General features: G+C 65.9%; 8 protein-coding genes. 5 read left to right on the forward strand and 3 right to left on the reverse strand.

The window, feature by feature from the left end:
• Window positions 1-31: 31 nt before the first annotated feature.
• The gene (locus tag QNA11_RS17160; RefSeq protein ID WP_283483939.1) at window positions 32-256 is read right to left on the reverse strand and encodes an antitoxin MazE family protein; all 225 of its coding nucleotides are present in this window, start codon (window positions 254-256) and stop codon (window positions 32-34) included.
• Between the two features lie 119 nt (window positions 257-375).
• Entirely contained in the window at window positions 376-1413 is a 1038-nt protein-coding gene (locus QNA11_RS17165) for an aldo/keto reductase (protein ID WP_283483940.1), read from the reverse strand.
• A 144-nt stretch (window positions 1414-1557) separates the two neighbouring features.
• Here QNA11_RS17165 and QNA11_RS17170 point away from each other — a divergent pair, with 144 nt between their 5' ends.
• Window positions 1558-2463 carry a LysR family transcriptional regulator gene (locus QNA11_RS17170; RefSeq protein WP_283483941.1) on the forward strand — a complete coding sequence of 302 codons (906 nt, stop codon included), beginning with the start codon at window positions 1558-1560 and terminating at the stop codon, window positions 2461-2463.
• A 42-nt stretch (window positions 2464-2505) separates the two neighbouring features.
• Here QNA11_RS17170 and QNA11_RS17175 read toward each other — a convergent pair whose 3' ends face one another.
• Complete coding sequence (locus QNA11_RS17175; protein WP_283483942.1) at window positions 2506-3504, reverse strand: aldo/keto reductase; 999 nt, start codon at window positions 3502-3504, stop codon at window positions 2506-2508.
• A 103-nt stretch (window positions 3505-3607) separates the two neighbouring features.
• On the opposite strand from QNA11_RS17175, the gene QNA11_RS17180 reads away from it, so the two are divergent.
• The 4 genes from QNA11_RS17180 (at window position 3608) to QNA11_RS17195 (ending at window position 18498) form a co-directional block, all read left to right on the forward strand.
• Complete coding sequence (locus tag QNA11_RS17180) at window positions 3608-4243, forward strand: TetR/AcrR family transcriptional regulator (RefSeq protein ID WP_283483943.1); 636 nt, start codon at window positions 3608-3610, stop codon at window positions 4241-4243.
• Window positions 4244-4446: 203 nt separating this feature from the next.
• Window positions 4447-4935, forward strand: a complete 489-nt coding sequence (locus QNA11_RS17185) for a CBS domain-containing protein (protein WP_283483944.1) — start codon at window positions 4447-4449, stop codon at window positions 4933-4935.
• A gap of 89 nt (window positions 4936-5024) precedes the next feature.
• Complete coding sequence (gene ftsH, locus QNA11_RS17190) at window positions 5025-6899, forward strand: ATP-dependent zinc metalloprotease FtsH (RefSeq protein WP_283483945.1); 1875 nt, start codon at window positions 5025-5027, stop codon at window positions 6897-6899.
• A gap of 391 nt (window positions 6900-7290) precedes the next feature.
• Window positions 7291-18498 (forward strand): Ig-like domain-containing protein, encoded by an 11208-nt coding sequence (locus tag QNA11_RS17195; RefSeq protein WP_283483946.1) that lies wholly within the window; start codon window positions 7291-7293, stop codon window positions 18496-18498.
• The last annotated feature ends 249 nt before the right edge of the window (window positions 18499-18747 follow it).

An 18747-nucleotide genomic window follows, 5' to 3' on the forward strand; every position in this document is an offset into this window, starting at 1 on the left:
CCGCCGGAAACGGTCCAGATGTCTCCCCGCCTCATTCTTCGTCGCAGTCCGACACGGCGTCGATGAACGCCTGATCTTCGGCAGCATGGGCGCTCGCCGCCACGGCCAGAGATTGCCGGTGCGCCTCAGATCGGAAGGACGACGCCCGCACATCCGGCGCCCAAATCTGGATCGGCCGCAGGCCTTGGGCGCGCAGCCGGTCTCGGTGCTCCCGCCCCTTCGCCTTGATGGGCTTCGCGCCTCTTGGCTGCGCCATGATCCGATCCTCTGATCAGGTTACATGTAACCTATCGCGAGGCGCTGGGCACGGGAAACAGATTCGGTTTGGCAAGCGTCCCGGATGCCGCGATCGTTACGCAAAAACCCCGACGGGGTTCAACCCACCATACCCGGATTAAGTCGGGTGAACCCTTCCTGCCGCCGGTAGGGGAAATGCGGATAGGGCGCCGCAACGGCGCTGGCTTCGTCGAGCGTGGCGATCTGTTCGGCGGAAAGCGTCCAGCCGATTGCGCCGAGGTTCTGGCGAAGCTGATCCTCGTTGCGCGCGCCGATGATCACGGAAGAGACCGTCGGGCGCTGGATGAGCCAATTGATCGCCACTTGCGGCACGGTCTTCCCGGTTTCCGCCGCCACCGCCTCCAGCGCATCGACGACGCGGTAAAGATAATCGTCCTCGACCGGCGGGCCGTACTGAGCGGTCTCATGCAAGCGGCTTCCTTCGGGCAATGGCGCGCCGCGCCTGATCTTGCCCGTGAGCCGTCCCCAGCCAAGTGGACTCCACACCAGAGCGCCGAGACCCTGATCGGCCCCGAACGGCATGAGATCCCACTCGTAATCGCGGCCGATCAGCGAGTAATAGACCTGATTGGCGACATAGCGCGGCCAGCCGTAGCGGTCGGCGACCGCCAGCGCCTTCATGATCTGCCAGCCAGAGAAGTTCGACACGCCGACATAACGGACCTTCCCGTCGCGCACGAGCGTATCGAGCGTGGATAACACTTCCTCCACGGGCGTCGCCGCGTCGAAGGCGTGCAACTGCAAGAGGTCGATATAGTCGGTGCCGAGCCGCCTCAGCGCGTCCTCGACGGCGCGGATAAGGCGGAAACGCGACGAGCCCGCGTCATTCGGGCCATTGCCCATCGGCAGGCTGGTTTTTGTCGAGATAAGCGCGTGATCGCGCCGCCCTTTCAGCGCCGCGCCAAGCGCCTCCTCGGAGGCGCCGTTGGAATAGACGTCGGCCGTGTCGAAGAGGTTGACGCCTGCGTCCAGGCAAATGTCGACGAGACGGCGCGCTTCGTTGGCGTCGGTAGTGCCCCAGGCGCGGAACAACTGCCCGACGCCGCCGAATGTGGCGGCGCCGAAGCTCAAAACTGGAACTTTGAGACCTGATCGACCGAGCGAGCGATATTCCATTGAATGATCCTTTCAAATGGCGAGTGGGCGATCGCCGGAACGAAGCCTGCGCGAGACCAACCCGGAAGACGTTCCCAAGATAGACGCCGCGCTGAAGGCGACCTAGAATGCCGATAGGAACATCACTTATGAATTGAATGACCAATGACGCGGCCAGAGATCAACCGTTCCGGCGAGATGGAGGTCTTCGTTTGTGTCGTGGAGCGCGGGGGGTTCTCCGCCGCCGCACGCGCGCGCCGCATGACGCCTTCGGCCGTCAGCAAGCTCGTCTCCCGTCTGGAAGCTCGCCTTGGCGCAAGGTTGGTCAACCGTTCTACCCGGGCCTTTCAGCTCACGCCGGAGGGATGCGCATTCTATGAGCGGGCGGCGCGCATTCTGGCCGACATCGAGGACGCCGAACGTAGTGCAGGCTCGGGCGAGCAGCCGGTGGGTCGAATCCGGCTCACTGCCAACGCCTCCTATGCCACGCATATCTTGGCGCCGATCCTGCCCGAGTTTTTGGACCGCTATCCCGGCGTCACGCTCGATCTCATCCAGACCGATTTGGTGATGGATCTGCTGGCGGAGCGAACCGACGTGGCGGTTCGCGCGGGACCGCTCAAAAGTTCCAGCCTGGTCGCCCGAAAGCTGGGCGATACAGCCATGGTCGTCGTCGGCGCGCCTGCTTATCTCGCGCGCTTCGGCGAGCCGAAGACGGTGGATGAACTCGACCGTCACAACCGCCTCGGCTTCGGCTATGTCCGCACCGTCGATGGCTGGCCAATGCTCAAGGACGGCGAAAATATCGTTGTTCCCACCGTCGGGCGCGTGCAAGCGAGCGATGGCGAGGCGCTGCGGCGGCTGGCGCTCGGCGGCGCAGGGCTTGCGCGTCTCGCCAGCTTTACCGTGCGCGACGACATCGCCGCCGGCCGCCTTCGGCCTGTTCTCGAACATCTAAACCCCGGCGACCGGGAAGCCTTCCATGCCATCCACATCGGCCAGGGCGGGCCGCTCCCCTCGCGGGTAAGGGCGCTCCTCGACTTCCTCGCGGAAAGAGGGAAGGTATTATGACTCTGTCTCGGAAATAGGCCGTGGCGGCGTTCCTGTGAGCGATCACGTACGCCACATCTTGACGATCTGCGGCGCGTAGCGATCCCCCTCGATGGCCCCCGGCGCGAAGAGACGGTCGAGGGCGGCGCGTTCGCCGGCCGAGAGAAGGATGGCGGTCGCCTCGAGATTCTCGCGAATTCGGCTGCGGTTGCTCATGCCCATCAGCGCCACGATGTCCGCGCCCTGCGCCAACACCCAGGCGGCGGCGAGTTGCGTGGGCGTGCAGCCCTTCGCGGCCGCCATTTTCTCGAACTCCGTGACAACGCGGAGATTTCTCGCGAGCGCTTCGCCCTGGAAGCGCGGCGTCCAGTTGCGCGCGTCGCCGGGCGGCAGCGGCCCCTTGATCGCGCCGGTGAGAAGCCCCTGCGCCGCCACGCTGTAGGCGACGACGCCGACGCCGAGCTCGCGCGCCACGGGCAGCAGGTCGTCCTCGATGGCGCGGCCGGCGAGCGAATATTCGACCTCGACGGCCGTCACCGGATAAACCGCGTGGGCGCGGCGGAGCTGCGCGCCGGTTACCTCGGACAGGCCGAGATAGCGGACCTTGCCTTCTTTGATGAGGTCGGCGATCGCGCCGACTGTCTCCTCGATGGGGGCCGAGGTTGGGATACGGCCGGGTTGGTAGAGGTCGATCACATCGGTGTTAAGCCGCTCCAGCGAATAGGAGCAGAAGTTCTTGACCGCGCGGGCGCTGACGTCGAGACCAAGCGGCGTTCCGCTCGGCGCGACCATCATGCCGAATTTGACGCTGAGAAAAGCCCGGTCTCGGCGACCGCGCAGCGCGTCGCGCAGCAGCAATTCATTGTGACCCATGCCGTAGAAGTCGCCGGTGTTGATCAGCCGGATCCCCGCGTCGAGCGCCGCCTGGATCGTCGCCACGCTCTCGGCGTCTTGCGCCGCATCGTGGCGGCCGGGCCGCGGGCGCAACGGCGACATCCCCATGCAGCCGAGGCCGAGCGCCGGCAGTTCAGGTCCGTCCTTCCCTAATCGCCGCAGCTTCAACGGAATGTTCCTTTTGCTAGAATGATCGCTCTATCTTTATATCCACGACGGGAGCGGCGGGCAAGATTCCTAGAGCGGCTGCTCTAGTTTTTGGAAGGGCAGAATGAGAAAGCTCGATCCCGCCCGGCACGATCAAAAGCGGCAGGAAATTCTGTCGGCCGCCAGACGCTGCTTCGAGCGCAGCGGGCTCAAGGGCGCCTCGATCGCGCACATTTGCAAGGAGGCCGGAATCAGCCCGGGCCACCTCTATCATTATTTCAAAAGCAAGGACGCGATCGTCGCCACGCTCTCCGAGGCCTGGCTCGACAACATCAGCCGGCGCTTCGAGCAATTGCCGATCGAGGAGGGCGGCGTCGTGGCGTCACTCGTCGAGGAAATCAGCCAGCTCGTTCCCAGCGGGCCGAACGCCCGTTCGCAGCTCGTCTTCGAAATGCTCGCGGAGAGCACGCGCAACGCCGGCATGGCGAAGCTGGTGCAGGCGCACAGCCGCAGGCTGCGCAGCATTCTGGCAAATGTGCTACGGCAGGGGCAGCAGCGGGGAGCGATCGATCCGGCCCTCGATCCCGAGACGACGGCGACGATCATGATCGCGATGATCGACGGGTTGAAAGCGCTGCCCCTTCGTGATCCCGAGGCCGATCGCCGCGCTGTCGCGGACATGTTGCAGCAGACGCTTGCGGCCATGCTGAAACGCGATGCGGCGGAAAAGCCGGTCGAAATATCCGGTCGCAGGCGATAACCGGCGTCCGCTCCAGACGCCCTGTCGATAAGGCCGTTTTTCGAGTTGCGCCGCGGTTGCTCGCCAGGACAGGGTCGCGACCGCTTGCACGAAGCCGCGCATGCTCAGGTTGTGAAACGCCGCATTGAACATACTTGACAATGACAGGCGCCGATCGAGCCATTCTCGCGGCCCCGGAGCCGAACATGCGCGCGAAAGATATTATGACGACAGACGTGGCCTTCGTTGAGAGCGATGCGACCATGCGCGACGTCGCGCGGCTGTTGATCGAGAAATCGATCAGCGCCGCGCCGGTCCTCGAGGCGGGAAAGCCCGTCGGTATGATCAGCGAGGGCGACCTCGCCGCCGCCAATGAGCTGCGCCGGAAGGAGCGCGCCCAATGGTGGCTCGCCCAATTGGCGGAAGGTGAGCCGCTGGATGAGAAATTTCTGGCCGCCGCCTGGAGCGACAATCGTTGCGTCAGAGAGCTGATGTCGCATCCGGTCATCGCGGTCGCCGAAACAGCGGAGGTCGAGGAGATCGCGCGCCTGATGGAGGCGCATAAGATCAAGCGGGTTCTCGTTTGCGACGACGGCCGGATGGTCGGGATCGTAACGCGAGCGGATATTGTACGCGCTATCGCGGCGGAGCTGGAGGCCCCTTTCCGAACGCCGCCGGTGACGGAGCAGGGCAGGGTGGTCGCCGCCGATTGAACGGGCGTGCGGCAAGGTTATGCTCGAGCAGGCTTCCCGGGACGGGATCGGCCGGCGTCCGGCATGGCGTTTGGTGGGGAAAAACCATTATGGATCAATCCAGCGACAAGCCGAGGACACGTTTCGACATCGGCTATTTCCTGCTTGCCCTCTCGGCGATCCTCCTCATCCACCAGCTTCTGGACACAAGCAGCCGCGTCCAGATTGTCTCTTACAGCGAATTCTACGACATGCTGCGTGAGGGAAAGATCGCCGATGTCGAGGTCGGCGAAAAAACTGTGCGCGCCACATTGAAAACGCCGATGCCCGACGGGCGCAAGGACATTTTCGCCCGTCGCGTCGACCCGAATTTCGCCCAAGAGCTCGAAGCCGCGAAGGTGAAATATTCCGGGGCCGCCGAAAGCACCTGGGTGTCGACCCTTCTTTCCTGGATTTTGCCGGCGACGATTTTCTTTCTCATTTGGAGCTTTGTTTCCCGCCGCCTCGGGCAGGGGCTCGGCTCCATCATGTCCGTCGGGCAGAGCAAGGCCAAAATCTTCGTCGAAAAGGATATTCGGATCGGCTTCCGCGACGTCGCCGGCGTCGATGAAGCCAAGGAAGAGCTTCAAGAGATCGTGGCGTTTCTCAAAGACCCGGCGACCTATGGCCGGCTCGGCGCGCATGTGCCCAAGGGCATCCTCCTCGTCGGCCCGCCCGGAACAGGCAAGACCTTGCTGGCGCGCGCGGTGGCGGGCGAGGCGGGGGTTCCCTTCTTTTCAATCAACGGCTCGGAATTCGTCGAAATGTTCGTGGGCGTCGGCGCCGCGCGCGTTCGCGATCTCTTCGCGCAGGCGCGCGCCACCGCGCCTTGCATTATCTTTATCGACGAATTGGATGCGCTCGGGCGCGCCAGAGGGATTTCCGGCCTGAGCGGCGGCCACGACGAGAAAGAACAGACGCTCAACCAGCTCCTGAGCGAACTCGACGGCTTCGATCCAACGGTCGGCGTGGTGCTGCTCGCCGCGACCAATCGCCCGGAGGTGCTCGACCCGGCCCTTTTGCGCGCGGGGCGTTTCGACCGTCAGATCTCAGTCGATCGGCCAGACAAGAACGGCCGGGTCGCCATTCTTCAGGTGCATTTGGCAAAGGTCAAATTGGACGGCGACGTGGATGCGGCGCAGATCGCGGCGATGACGCCGGGGTTCACCGGCGCCGACCTCGCAAATCTGGTCAATGAAGCGGCGATGCTGGCGACGCGGCGCAAGGCGGCGGCGGTTTCGGCCGCCGACTTTACCGCGGCGATCGAGCGCGTTCTCGCCGGCCCTGAGAAGCGCAAGCGCATTCTCAATCCGCGCGAGAGGCGGATCGTGGCTTATCACGAGATGGGCCACGCCATTGTCGCAATGGCGCTGCCGGACGTCGATGCGATCAAGAAAGTCTCGATCATCCCGCGCGGCCTCGGGGCGCTCGGCTATACGATGCAAATGCCAACAGAAGATCGTTATCTGATGACGCGGACGGAGCTGCTCCACCGCATGACCGTGCTGCTCGGCGGTAGAGCGGCTGAAATGCTCATTTTCCAGGAGGCGACGACCGGCGCCGCGGACGATCTGCAACGCGCGACGGAGATGGCGCGCGCCATGGTCACGCGCTACGGAATGGAGGAAGAGCTCGGGCGCGCGTCTTTCGTCGTCGAACGCCCGCGTTATCTGGATTTACAGGGTCTCGGTCCGCAGCAATCGGAAATGAGCGACGAAACCAGCGCAAGGATCGACGAAGCGATCGGCCGTCTCGTCGAGGAGGCGTTCGAGCGGGCGACCGAGCTTCTGCGCGCTTGCGCATCCGTGCATCGCGAGTCGGCGGAGCGTCTGCTCGAAACGGAAACCTTCGGCGAAGAAGACCTAGGCGCGTTGTCGGCGCGGGTGAAAGCGATCGTTTCCGCGCAAGCCGCGACGCATGTCGGCGTGAGCGATTCCGCTCGATGAGAAAATGGCGGAGGGTTTATTCGAAGGCGATTCTAATTTGTTCCCGCACTCATTTGCGTCGTTTGTAAACAAGCGGACGCAGGCCGAGTGAAATTTCTCATGGGATTGCCTTGGCCGGCTCCATTGCCGAGATAAAGCGATTTTTCGAAGCTAAACTGGAAGCCTGATCAGGCTGGATCAAAAACAGTTCCTCCACACGCAAGACGTCCGCTTCGGAAGCGCGCACACTCGCGACCGATATGGAATCCAGTGAACGACGGCGGCCGCCGAGGTCGTCGTTGCGTCGCCGATCGGTTCGAGCGCCGCGTCGTCGAGCCAATGTGTTTTCTTTTGCATCGTGTTGATGGAGGCCCGCACGCAGAGCGGCGCAAGGCTTCCACGGAGGGCTGGGATGAAGCTTCGCACGCAAGTCGTCAATTCTGGATCGCACTCCGCGCACACGGTCATTCTTTCCGGGAAGAGGGCCACTCTGGATGCAGGCCATGCCGAGCGCGTGGCTTTGGCGCTTCACGCAAACAGGGTTGCTGTTTACGAGCGTCAGGGCGACGATCTTATTCTCGTGTTGACGAATGGCGAATGGATCCGCCTGAATAATTTCTTCAGAGACGACGCGGACGGCCGTCCGGTCTTGTTTCTGGAAAAAGACGACTGCGCGGAGGCTGACGCCGAGGGCGTCGACGGCCGCTACATCGAAATAAACTTCAGGGACGACCGCCAGGGAATCCTTCAGCCGATCCTGCCGGAGGATTCATGCGCGCGCATCGATGATCAAAGCGCGCCGGAGCACGCCGGCGGCCTGCCCGATATGGCGCTCTTGCCGTTGGCGCTGCTCGGCGCCGGAGGCGCCGCGGCTGGCGTTGCGGCCGCCGGTGGCGGCGGCAGTGGCGGCGGCGCATATCCGTTCGCCTGGTTTCCGCCCGCCGCGCCCGTTGCGCCTGCGGCGCCGACGCTGACGCTCTCCGACGCGAACGCCAACGGCCGACCGGAAGTTGCGGGGACAGCGGCGCCCGGCTCGACGGTGACGGTGACCTGGCCCGACGGCTCTACGTCCGTAACGACGACGGACGCGTCCGGCCATTACACGGCCGAGTCGCCGACAGTCCAGCCGAATGGCGCAGTGTCAGCGGTGGGGACAAGCCCGACTGGCGCGACGAGTCCGTCGGCGACGGCGACCTATACGGACACGACGCCCCCCGCGGCGCCGACGCTTGCCGCCATAGACGCCAACCTCAACGGCCGGCCCGAGGCCTCGGGGACGGCCGAGCCCGGCTCCACCGTAACGCTGACCTGGCCGGACGGAACGACATCTTCCGTGACGGCCGACGCCTCGGGTCAATACACGGTCGAGGCGCCGACAGTGCAGCCGACCGGGCCGGTGACCGCGACGGCGACGGACATCAACGGCAATGTGGGTCCGGCCGCCTCGACGATCTTTATCGATCCGCCGACGCTCGCCGTGTCCGACGCCGACGCCGACGGCCTGCCGGAAGCGGCGGGCGTGGCGGGGCCCGGCTCGACGGTGACGGTGACCTGGCCGGACGGCTCGATTTCGACGACGGTGGTGGACGCCGCTGGTCAATATGCGGTCGAGGCGCCGACAGTGCAGCCGAGCGGCCTGGTGACGGCGACGGCGACGGATCTCGCCGGCGAGGTAAGCCCAGCCACGACGGCGACCTATACAGACACGACCCCGCCGGCGCTGACGCTCGCTGTCGCCGAGGCGAATAGTTACGATCAGCCCGAAGCCTCGGGTTCCGCGGAGCCCGGCGCGACGGTGACCGTCACCTGGCCGGACGGTTCGACCTCGACGACGGTCGCCGATTTGGCGGGCCATTACCTTATCGAGGCCCCAACAGCCCAGACCAGCGGGTTGGTGACGGCGACGGCGACCGACATCAACGGAAACACCGCTCCCGCTGCGACAGTCGATTATATCGACTCCATCGCAACGAGGATCGCGAGTTTCAGCGATAGCGTCGGCGCGAACCGGGGTGATTATGCGAGCGGGACCGCGACGGACGACGCCTCGCCGGTTCTGCACGGCGCGATTTCCGCGCCGCTGCCGCCGGGCGAGGAAGTGCGCGTCTATGAGGGCGCGACTCTGGTCGGAACGGCGAGCGTTTCGGGGACGAGTTGGACGCTGGCGCTTTCCGGCCTCTCGGAAGGAACGCACAGCTACACGGCGGTGGTGGCGGACGCAACCGGCATTGATGGCGCGATCTCGTCTCCCTTCGTGCTGACAGTCGACACGACGGCGCCGGTAACGACGGCGACGATTGCGACCTTCACCGACAATGTCGGGTTGCACCAGGGCGACTACCCGAGCGCGACGAGCACGGACGACGCGTCTCCGGTTCTGAACGGAACGCTGTCGGCGCCGCTTGCGGCGGGCGAGGAAGTGCGGGTCTACGAAGGCGCGACGCTCATTGGGACGGCGAGCGTCTCGGGGACGAGCTGGACGCTGGCGCTTTCCGGGCTCTCGGAAGGGACGCACAGCTACACGGCGGTGCTCGCCGACACGGCCGGCAATGAAGGGACGGCCTCGTCTCCCTTCGCTGTGGGGGTGGATACGACGGCGCCGGTCACAACGGCGGCGATTGCGACCTTCGCCGACAACGTCGGCGCGCACCAAGGCGATTACCCCAGCGCGACGAGCACGGACGACGCCTCGCCGGTTCTGAACGGAACGCTGTCGGCGCCGCTGGCGGCTGGCGAGGAAGTGCGGGTCTACGAAGGCGCGACGCTGGTCGGGACGGCGAGCGTCTCGGGGACGAGTTGGACTCTGGCGCTCTCCGGCCTCTCGGAAGGGACGCACAGCTACACGGCGGTGGTGGCGGACGCAGCCGGCAATGAGGGGACGGCGTCGTCGCCCTTCGCCGTGGCGGTCGATACGACGGCGCCGGTAACGACGGCGACGATTGCGACCTTCACCGACAATGTCGGCGCGCACCAGGGCGATTACACCAGCGCGACGAGCACGGACGACGCGTCGCCGGTTCTGAATGGAACGCTCTCGGCGCCGTTGGCGTCGGGCGAGGAGCTGCGGGTCTACGAAGGCGCGACGCTCATTGGGACGGCGAGCGTCTCGGGCACGAGTTGGACGCTGGGACTCTCCGGTCTCTCGGAAGGGACGCACAGCTACACGGCGGTGGTGGCGGACGCAGCCGGCAATGAGGGGACGGCGTCGGCGGCCTTCGCCGTGGCGGTCGATACGACGGCGCCGGTCACAACGGCGACGATTGCGACCTTCACCGACAATGTCGGCGCGCAACAGGGCGATTACCCCAGCGCGACGAGCACGGACGACGCGTCTCCGGTTCTGAACGGAACGCTGTCGGCGCCGTTGGCGGCTGGCGAGGAAGTGCGGGTCTACGAAGGCGCGACGCTCATTGGGACGGCGCGCGTCTCGGGGACAAGCTGGACGCTGGCGCTTTCCGGGCTCTCGGAAGGGACGCACAGCTACACGGCGGTGGTGGCGGACGCCGCCGGCAACGAGGGGACGGCGTCGTCGCCCTTCGCTGTGGCGGTGGATACGACGGCGCCGACTGTGGCCGCCAACATCGCCAGTTTCACGGACAACGTCGGGACGCAGCAGGGGAACTACCTCAGCGGGACGGCGACGGACGATGCGTCGCCGGTGCTGAATGGAACGCTGTCGGCGCCCCTTGCGGCTGGCGAGGAAGTGCGAATCTACGAAGGCGCGACGCTGGTCGGGACGGCCACGGTCTCGGGGACGAGTTGGACGTTGGCGCTCTCCGGGCTCTCGGAAGGGACGCACAGCTACACGGCGGTGGTGGCGGACGCCGCCAGCAATGAGGGGACGGCGTCGGCGGCCTTCGCTGTGGCGGTGGATACGACGGCGCCGACTGTCGCCGCCAGCATCGCCAGCTTCACCGACAATGTCGGGACGCAGCAGGGGAATTACCTGAGCGGGACAGCGACGGACGATGCGTCGCCGGTGCTGAATGGAACGCTCTCGGCGCCGCTGGCGGCGGGCGAGGAAGTGCGCGTCTACGAAGGCGCGACGCTGGTCGGGACGGCGAGCGTCTCGGGGACGAGCTGGACGCTGGCGCTCTCCGGGCTCTCGGAAGGGACGCACAGCTATACGGCGGTGGTGAGGGACGCGGCGGGCAATGAAGGGACGGCGTCGTCGCCCTTCGCTGTGGCGGTGGATACGACGGCGCCGACTGTCGCCACCAACATCGCCAGCTTCACCGACAATATCGGGACGCAGCAGGGGAACTACGCCAGCGGAACGCCGACGGACGATTCATCGCCGGTGTTGAACGGAACGCTGTCGGCGCCGTTGGTCGCGGGCGAGGAAGTGCGGGTCTACGAAGGCGCGACGCTGGTCGGGACGGCGAGCGTCTCGGGGACGAGCTGGACTCTGGCGCTCTCCGGGCTCTCGGAAGGGACGCACAGCTATACGGCGGTGGTGGCGGACGCCGCCGGCAATGAAGGGACGGCGTCGTCTCCCTTCGCTGTGGCGGTGGATACGACGGCGCCGACGGCCACCACTATCATCGCCAGCTTCACCGACAACGTCGGCGCGCACCAAGGGAACTACCTCAGCGGGACGGCGACAGACGATTCATCGCCGGTTCTGAACGGAACGCTGTCGGCGCCGCTGGCGTCGGGCGAGGAGCTGCGGGTCTACGAAGGCGCGACGCTGGTCGGGACGGCCACGGTCTCGGGGACGAGCTGGACGCTGGCGCTTTCCGGGCTCTCGGAGGGGACGCACAACTACACGGCGGTGGTGGCGGACGCCGCCGGCAATGAAGGAACGGCGTCGTCTCCCTTCGCTGTGGCGGTCGATACGACGGCGCCGGCGACCACCACTGTCATCGCCAGCTTCACGGACAATATCGGGACACAGCAGGGGAATTACGCCAGCGGAACGGCGACGGACGATGCGTCGCCGGTGTTGAACGGAACGCTGTCGGCGCCGTTGGCGGCGGGCGAGGAGCTTCGGGTTTACGAAGGCGCGACGCTCATTGGGACGGCGAGCGTCTCGGGGACGAGTTGGACGCTGGCGCTCTCCGGGCTCTCGGAGGGAACGCACAGCTACACGGCGGTGGTGGCGGACGCCGCCGGCAATGAGGGGACGGCGTCGGCGGCCTTCGCTGTGGCGGTCGATACGACGGCGCCGACGGCCACCACTATCATCGCCAGCTTCACGGACAACGTCGGCGCGCACCAAGGGAACTACCTCAGCGGGACGGCGACGGACGATTCATCGCCGGTTCTGAACGGAACGCTGTCGGCGCCGTTGGCGTCGAGCGAGGAGCTGCGGGTCTACGAAGGCAAGACGCTCATTGGGACGGCGAACGTCTCGGGGACGAGCTGGACGCTGGCGCTTTCCGGCCTCTCGGAAGGAACGCACAGCTATACGGCGGTGGTGGCGGACGCCGCCGGCAATGAGGGGACGGCCTCGTCGCCCTTCGCTGTGGCGGTGGATACGACGGCGCCGACTGTCGCCGCCAACATCGCCAGCTTCACGGACAATGTCGGGTTGCACCAGGGCGATTACCCCAGCGCGACGAGCACGGACGACGCGTCTCCGGTTCTGAACGGAACGCTGTCGGCGCCGCTGGCGGCGGGCGAGGAGCTGCGGGTCTACGAAGGCGCGACGCTCATTGGGACGGCGAGCGTCTCGGGGACGAGCTGGACGCTGGGACTCTCCGGTCTCGCGGAGGGAACGCACAGCTATACGGCGGTGGTGGCGGACGCAGCCGGCAATGAGGGGACGGCGTCGGCGGCCTTCGCTGTGGCGGTGGATACGACGGCGCCGACTGTCGCCGCCAACATCGCCAGTTTCACCGACAATGTCGGCGCGCACCAGGGCGATTACCCCAGCGCGACGAGCACGGACGACGCCTCGCCGGTTCTGAACGGAACGCTGTCGGCGCCGCTGGCGTCGGGCGAGGAAGTGCGCGTCTACGAAGGCGCGACGCTCATTGGGACGGCGAGCGTCTCGGGGACGGGCTGGACGCTGGCGCTCTCCGGGCTTGCGGAAGGGACGCACAGCTATACGGCGGTGGTGGCGGACGCGGCGGGCAATGAGGGGACAGCCTCGGCGGCCTTCGCTGTGGCGGTGGATACGATGGCGCCGACTGTCGCCGCCAACATCGCCAGCTTCACGGACAATGTCGGGACGCAGCAGGGGAACTACCTCAGCGGGACGGCGACGGACGATTCGTCGCCTGTTCTGAACGGGACTCTGTCCGCGCCGCTGGCGGCGGGCGAGGAAGTGCGTGTCTACGAAGGGGCGACGCTAGTCGGGACGGCGAGCGTCTCGGGGGCGAGTTGGACGCTAGCGCTCTCTGGCCTCTCGGAGGGGACGCACAGCTACACGGCGGTGGTGAGGGACGCCGCCGGCAATGAAGGGACGGCCTCGCCGCCATTCGCTGTGGCGGTGGATACGACGGCGCCGGCGGCCAACACTGTCATCGCCAGCTTCACCGACAATGTCGGGACGAACCAGGGGAACTACGCCAGCGGGACGGCGACGGACGATTCATCGCCGGTTCTGAACGGGACGCTGTCGGCGCCGTTGGCGGCGGGCGAGGAAATGCGGGTCTACGAAGGCGCGACGTTGGTCGGGACGGCGAGCGTCTCGGGGACGAGTTGGACTCTGGCGCTCTCCGGGCTCTCGGAGGGGACGCACAGCTACACGGCGGTGGTGGCGGACGCGGCGGGCAATGAGGGGACGGCGTCGTCTCCCTTCGCCGTGGCGGTGGATACGACGGCGCCGGCGGCCAACACTGTCATCGCCAGCTTCACCGACAATGTCGGGACGAACCAGGGGAACTACGCCAGCGGGACGGCGACGGACGATTCATCGCCTGTTCTGAACGGGACTCTGTCGGCGCCGCTGGCGGCGGGCGAGGAAGTGCGGGTCTACGAAGGCGCGACGTTGGTCGGGACGGCGAGCGTCTCGGGGACGAGCTGGACGCTGGCGCTCTCCGGGCTCTCGGAGGGGACGCACAGCTATACGGCCGTGGTGGCGGACGCGGCGGGCAATGAGGGCACGGCGTCGTCGCCCTTCGCTGTGGCGGTCGATACGACGGCGCCGGTCACAACGGCGGCGATTGCGACCTTCACCGACAACGTCGGCGCGCACCAAGGCGATTACCCCAGCGCGACGAGCACGGACGATGCTTCGCCGGTGCTGAATGGAACGCTATCGGCGCCGCTGGCTGCGGGTGAGGAGCTTCGGGTCTACGAAGGCGCGACGCTGGTCGGGACGGCGAGCGTCTCGGGGACGGGCTGGACTCTGGCGCTGTCCGGGCTCTCGGAAGGGACGCACAGCTATACGGCGGTCGTCGCGGACGCGGCGGGCAATGAGGGCACGGCGTCGTCGCCCTTCGCTGTGGCGGTCGATACGACGGCGCCGGTCACAACGGCGGCGATTGCGACCTTCACCGACAACGTCGGCGCGCACCAGGGCGATTACCCCAGCGCGACGAGCACGGACGATTCGTCGCCGGTCCTGAACGGAACGCTGTCGGCGCCGCTGGCGGCTGGCGAGGAAGTGCGGGTCTACGAAGGGGCGACGCTCATTGGGACGGCCACGGTCTCGGGGACGAGCTGGACGCTGGCGCTTTCCGGCCTCTCGGAAGGGACGCACAGCTACACGGCGGTGGTGGCGGACGCGGCCGGCAATGAGGGGACGGCGTCGTCTCCCTTCGCCGTGGCGGTCGATACGACGGCGCCGGTCACGACGGCGACGATTGCGACCTTCACCGACAACGTCGGCGCGCACCAGGGCGATTACCCCAGCGCGACGAGCACGGACGACGCCTCGCCGGTGCTGAATGGAACGCTGTCGGCGCCGCTGGCGGCGGGCGAGGAAGTGCGGGTCTACGAAGGCGCGACGCTCATTGGGACGGCGAGCGTCTCGGGGACGAGTTGGACTCTGGCGCTCTCCGGACTCTCGGAGGGGACGCACAGCTACACGGCGGTGGTGGCGGACGCGGCGGGCAATGAGGGGACGGCGTCGGCGGCCTTCGCTGTGGCGGTGGATACGACGGCGCCGACTGTCGCCACCAACATCGCCAGCTTCACGGACAACATCGGGACGCAGCAGGGGAACTACCTCAGCGGGACGGCGACGGACGACTCATCGCCGGTGCTGAATGGAACGCTCTCGGCGCCGCTGGCGGCTGGCGAGGAAGTGCGGGTCTACGAAGGCGCGACGCTGGTCGGGACGGCGAGAGTCTCGGGGACGAGCTGGACGCTGGCGCTCTCCGGGCTTTCGGAAGGAATGCACAGCTACACGGCGGTGGTGGCGGACGCAGCCGGCAATGAGGGGGCGGCCTCGTCGCCCTTCGCTGTGGCGGTGGATACGACGGCGCCGACTGTCGCCGCCAACATCGCCAGCTTCACGGACAATGTCGGGACGCAGCAGGGGAACTACCTCAGCGGGACGGCGACGGACGATTCATCGCCGGTTCTGAACGGAACGCTGTCGGCGCCCCTGGCGGCGGGCGAGGAAGTGCGCGTCTACGAAGGCGCGACGCTCATTGGGACGGCGAGCGTCTCGGGGACGAGCTGGACGCTGGGACTCTCCGGACTCTCGGAGGGGACGCACAGCTACACGGCGGTGGTGGCGGACGCGGCCGGCAATGAGGGGACCGCGTCGTCGCCCTTCGCTGTGGCGGTCGATACGACGGCGCCGGCGGCCATCGCCAGCATCGCCAGCTTCACGGACAACATCGGGACGCAGCAGGGGAACTACCTCAGCGGGACGGCGACGGACGATTCGTCGCCGGTCCTGAACGGGACTCTGTCCGCGCCGCTTGCGGCGGGCGAGGAGCTTCGGGTCTACGAAGGCGCGACGCTCATTGGGACAGCGAGCGTCTCGGGGACGGGCTGGACGCTGGCGCTCTCCGGGCTCTCGGAAGGGACGCACAGCTATACGGCGGTGGTGGCGGACGCAGCCGGCAATGAGGGGACGGCCTCGTCGCCCTTCGCTGTGGCGGTGGATACGACGGCGCCCTCCGGCACGCTCCTGATCGACCTTGCCAGTGCGAGCGACACGGGTCCGAGCACCACCGATAACATCACCGCCCTCTCGACGCCGACAGTCACAGTATATGTCAGCGGCGTCAACGCGGCCGACGGCGCCTCGATCGAAGCAGGCAATACGACCCTCAACTTGTGGGACGACGCGAATAACAACAATGTTATCGACGCCGGCGAGCGGGTGCTGGTCAGCAACGACAACTTCAGCGCGGAGTTCGCCGGCTCGTCGGCGGTCATTAGCTTCACGCTGCCGTCTCTTCCGGACGCCGTCTATAATTTGAAAGTGGAAATGACCGACCCGGCGGGGAATGCAAAGGCGGGGTATTTCGATAGCTCGAGCACGTCCGGAAGCTTGCTCACAATTTCGACCGGGACGTTTACGACCGCGAATGCGGGTTATTCCGTGCAATCTCACGATGGTCTCGGCTTTGCGGCGAGCCCGGCCGGGGATTTCAACGGCGACGGATACATGGACTATGCGGTTTCGGGCCCGCACGCCCACTTTGGCGATACGGTCGGAGGGGCATCGGAACTCTACCTGATTTATGGCTCCGCCAATGGTTTGCCGTCGACCAGCGACGCCGATAGCCTATTGGCGTCGAAGGCGCTGCATATCACTGGGCAGGGCGTTTCGGGGGACCAAGACATTCAGGGCTTGCAAGTTCAGGGGATCGGCGACCTGAACGGCGACGGATTTAGCGACCTTCTCGTGACATCTGTGCTGAACGACGGCGCCTTTGTCATCTGGGGACGCGCTGCGGCCACAGGGACGATCAGCCTGGGCTCGATGGATACAACCGCGACGAGCGACGGTTTCGCAATCCACGGCGTCGCGGGCTCCGTTTTGTTTGGGGCCGCGGCCGGCGGCACGGATTTGAACAATGACGGCTATGCGGATCTGCTTTTGAGCGATCCCAGCGGTTACTCGGCCGAGTCGTCGCCCGTCGGCACGTTGACCGCCGGCGCGTTGCACGTGCTCTATGGCCATTCGGGCGCGGGGGCGGCGGTCTGGACGAATCTATATGGAAACGGAAACGGTCTATACGACTCCGTGACCAACACCCAGTTGGGAGCGGGCGCCCAGACCACGATTGGCACCAACGACACGGGCGCCGCGCACTTCGGCGGCAAGGTCCAGAATGTGGGTGATGTGAATGGCGACGGGATTCTCGATTTCGTTGTCACCGATCCGCGGCTGGGCGACATAACCACGCCGAACTCGGGCGCGGCTTATCTCGTTTTTGGGCAGCAGGGCGGTCTCGCCTCCGACGTGAATATTACTTCTCTGCTTTCTGCCGGACAGGCCATTCGCCTCGATGGCTCTCAGGCCGGAGAAGACCTCGGCGGCGTTCAATTGGACTACGGCAATAACGGCTCGGCTGATGCGTGGCGCTCGGGCGAAGGAAATACGATCGCCGCATTGGGCGACATCAATGGCGACGGGTTTGGGGATTTTGCGATCGGCTCTCCCGAATGGGGCGATGGGCTAGAGGATGGCTTCGCGCCAGGGCGTGTGTACGTGCTATACGGCAGCCAATCTGGATGGGCCTCCGGGTCGATTGCGACCGCGGCGAGCGGCGCCACAGGTTTCACGCTGACCAGCAGCCTGTCGACCAACGCAACAAACGGCTGGCTGGGCTACGATATTCGCGGCGCCGGCGACGTCAATGGCGATGGCGTCGATGATTTCCTGATCGGCGCGCCAGGGATCGACGCGGGCGGGACCGACAGCGGCAGCGTATATTTGGTCTATGGCGCCGCGGGCGGGGGCTTTGTAAGCGGCAATCTCGAATCGATGGTCTCCGGCGGGACCGCCGTAAGGCTCGACGATTTGGGCGCTGGTTCTCTCCTTGGCGTCAGCACGGCTATGGGCGATTGGAACGGCGACGGCATAAGCGACTTTGCCATCGGCGCCTGGGGGATCAATACGGGCGCCGGCGGATTCTACAGCTTCCTGGGATCGACCAGCGCGCTCACCCAATCCTTCACAGTCGGGAACGATACGCTGGTTGCCGGAGGCACGACGATCGGGGCCGCGTCGATTGTTGACGGCGTCGATCGGATCAGCGGCGGTCTGGGCAATGATACGATACTCGGCATCGGCACGGACACGACCGGCACGACCGCGACCAGCGTCTTGCACGACGTGGCCTATGGCGGGCAGGGAAGCGATGCGATCCATCTTGCCGGCCTCAATTTCACGCGCGTCGATGGCGGAGAGGGGATCGATACTCTGGCGCTGGATGGGTCTGGTCTGGTTCTGAACCTTGGCGCCTATGGCGACAGGGTCCAGGGCTTCGAGAAGTTCGACCTGGGAAGCGGCGGCAATGAGCTCGATATCCGCCTGTCCGACGTGTTGAACGAACCCGAAGCGGCGTCGACGCTCGGCCATATCGAGATTGCGGGCAGCGCAACGTCGACTGTGAACCTCATCGATGGCGGCGGCGCGTGGTCGGTTACGAACACGCAGACCGTGGGTTCCGTGACCTTCGATGTTTATCACAACAGCGCGCTCGATGCGGCCCATACATTTGGCGATGTCTGGATTCAGCAGGGAATAGTGGTTGTCTGAGACGCGATCGGTTTGATTGGTTCGGCGTCATCACCGATCGGGCCTCCGGCTCGTCGGAAATGACAAGCGCCAAAGCGAGCTATCTGATTCAGAAGCGGGGCTCGCATCCCTGATTAGGAGCGGGAACCGGCTTTCGTCGATGCTCCGCGCGCATGCGGGCGCAGAGTGGAGAGCTTCATTTGTCGAAAGATTTTTACGTCGGGAGAATTCTGCTTGAAAAAGCGTGTCAGGCGCCTCACGAGGCGCCTC

The organism is Methylocystis sp. JR02 (genome assembly GCF_030063565.1).
GTDB classification, from domain to species: Bacteria; Pseudomonadota; Alphaproteobacteria; order Rhizobiales; family Beijerinckiaceae; genus Methylocystis; species Methylocystis iwaonis.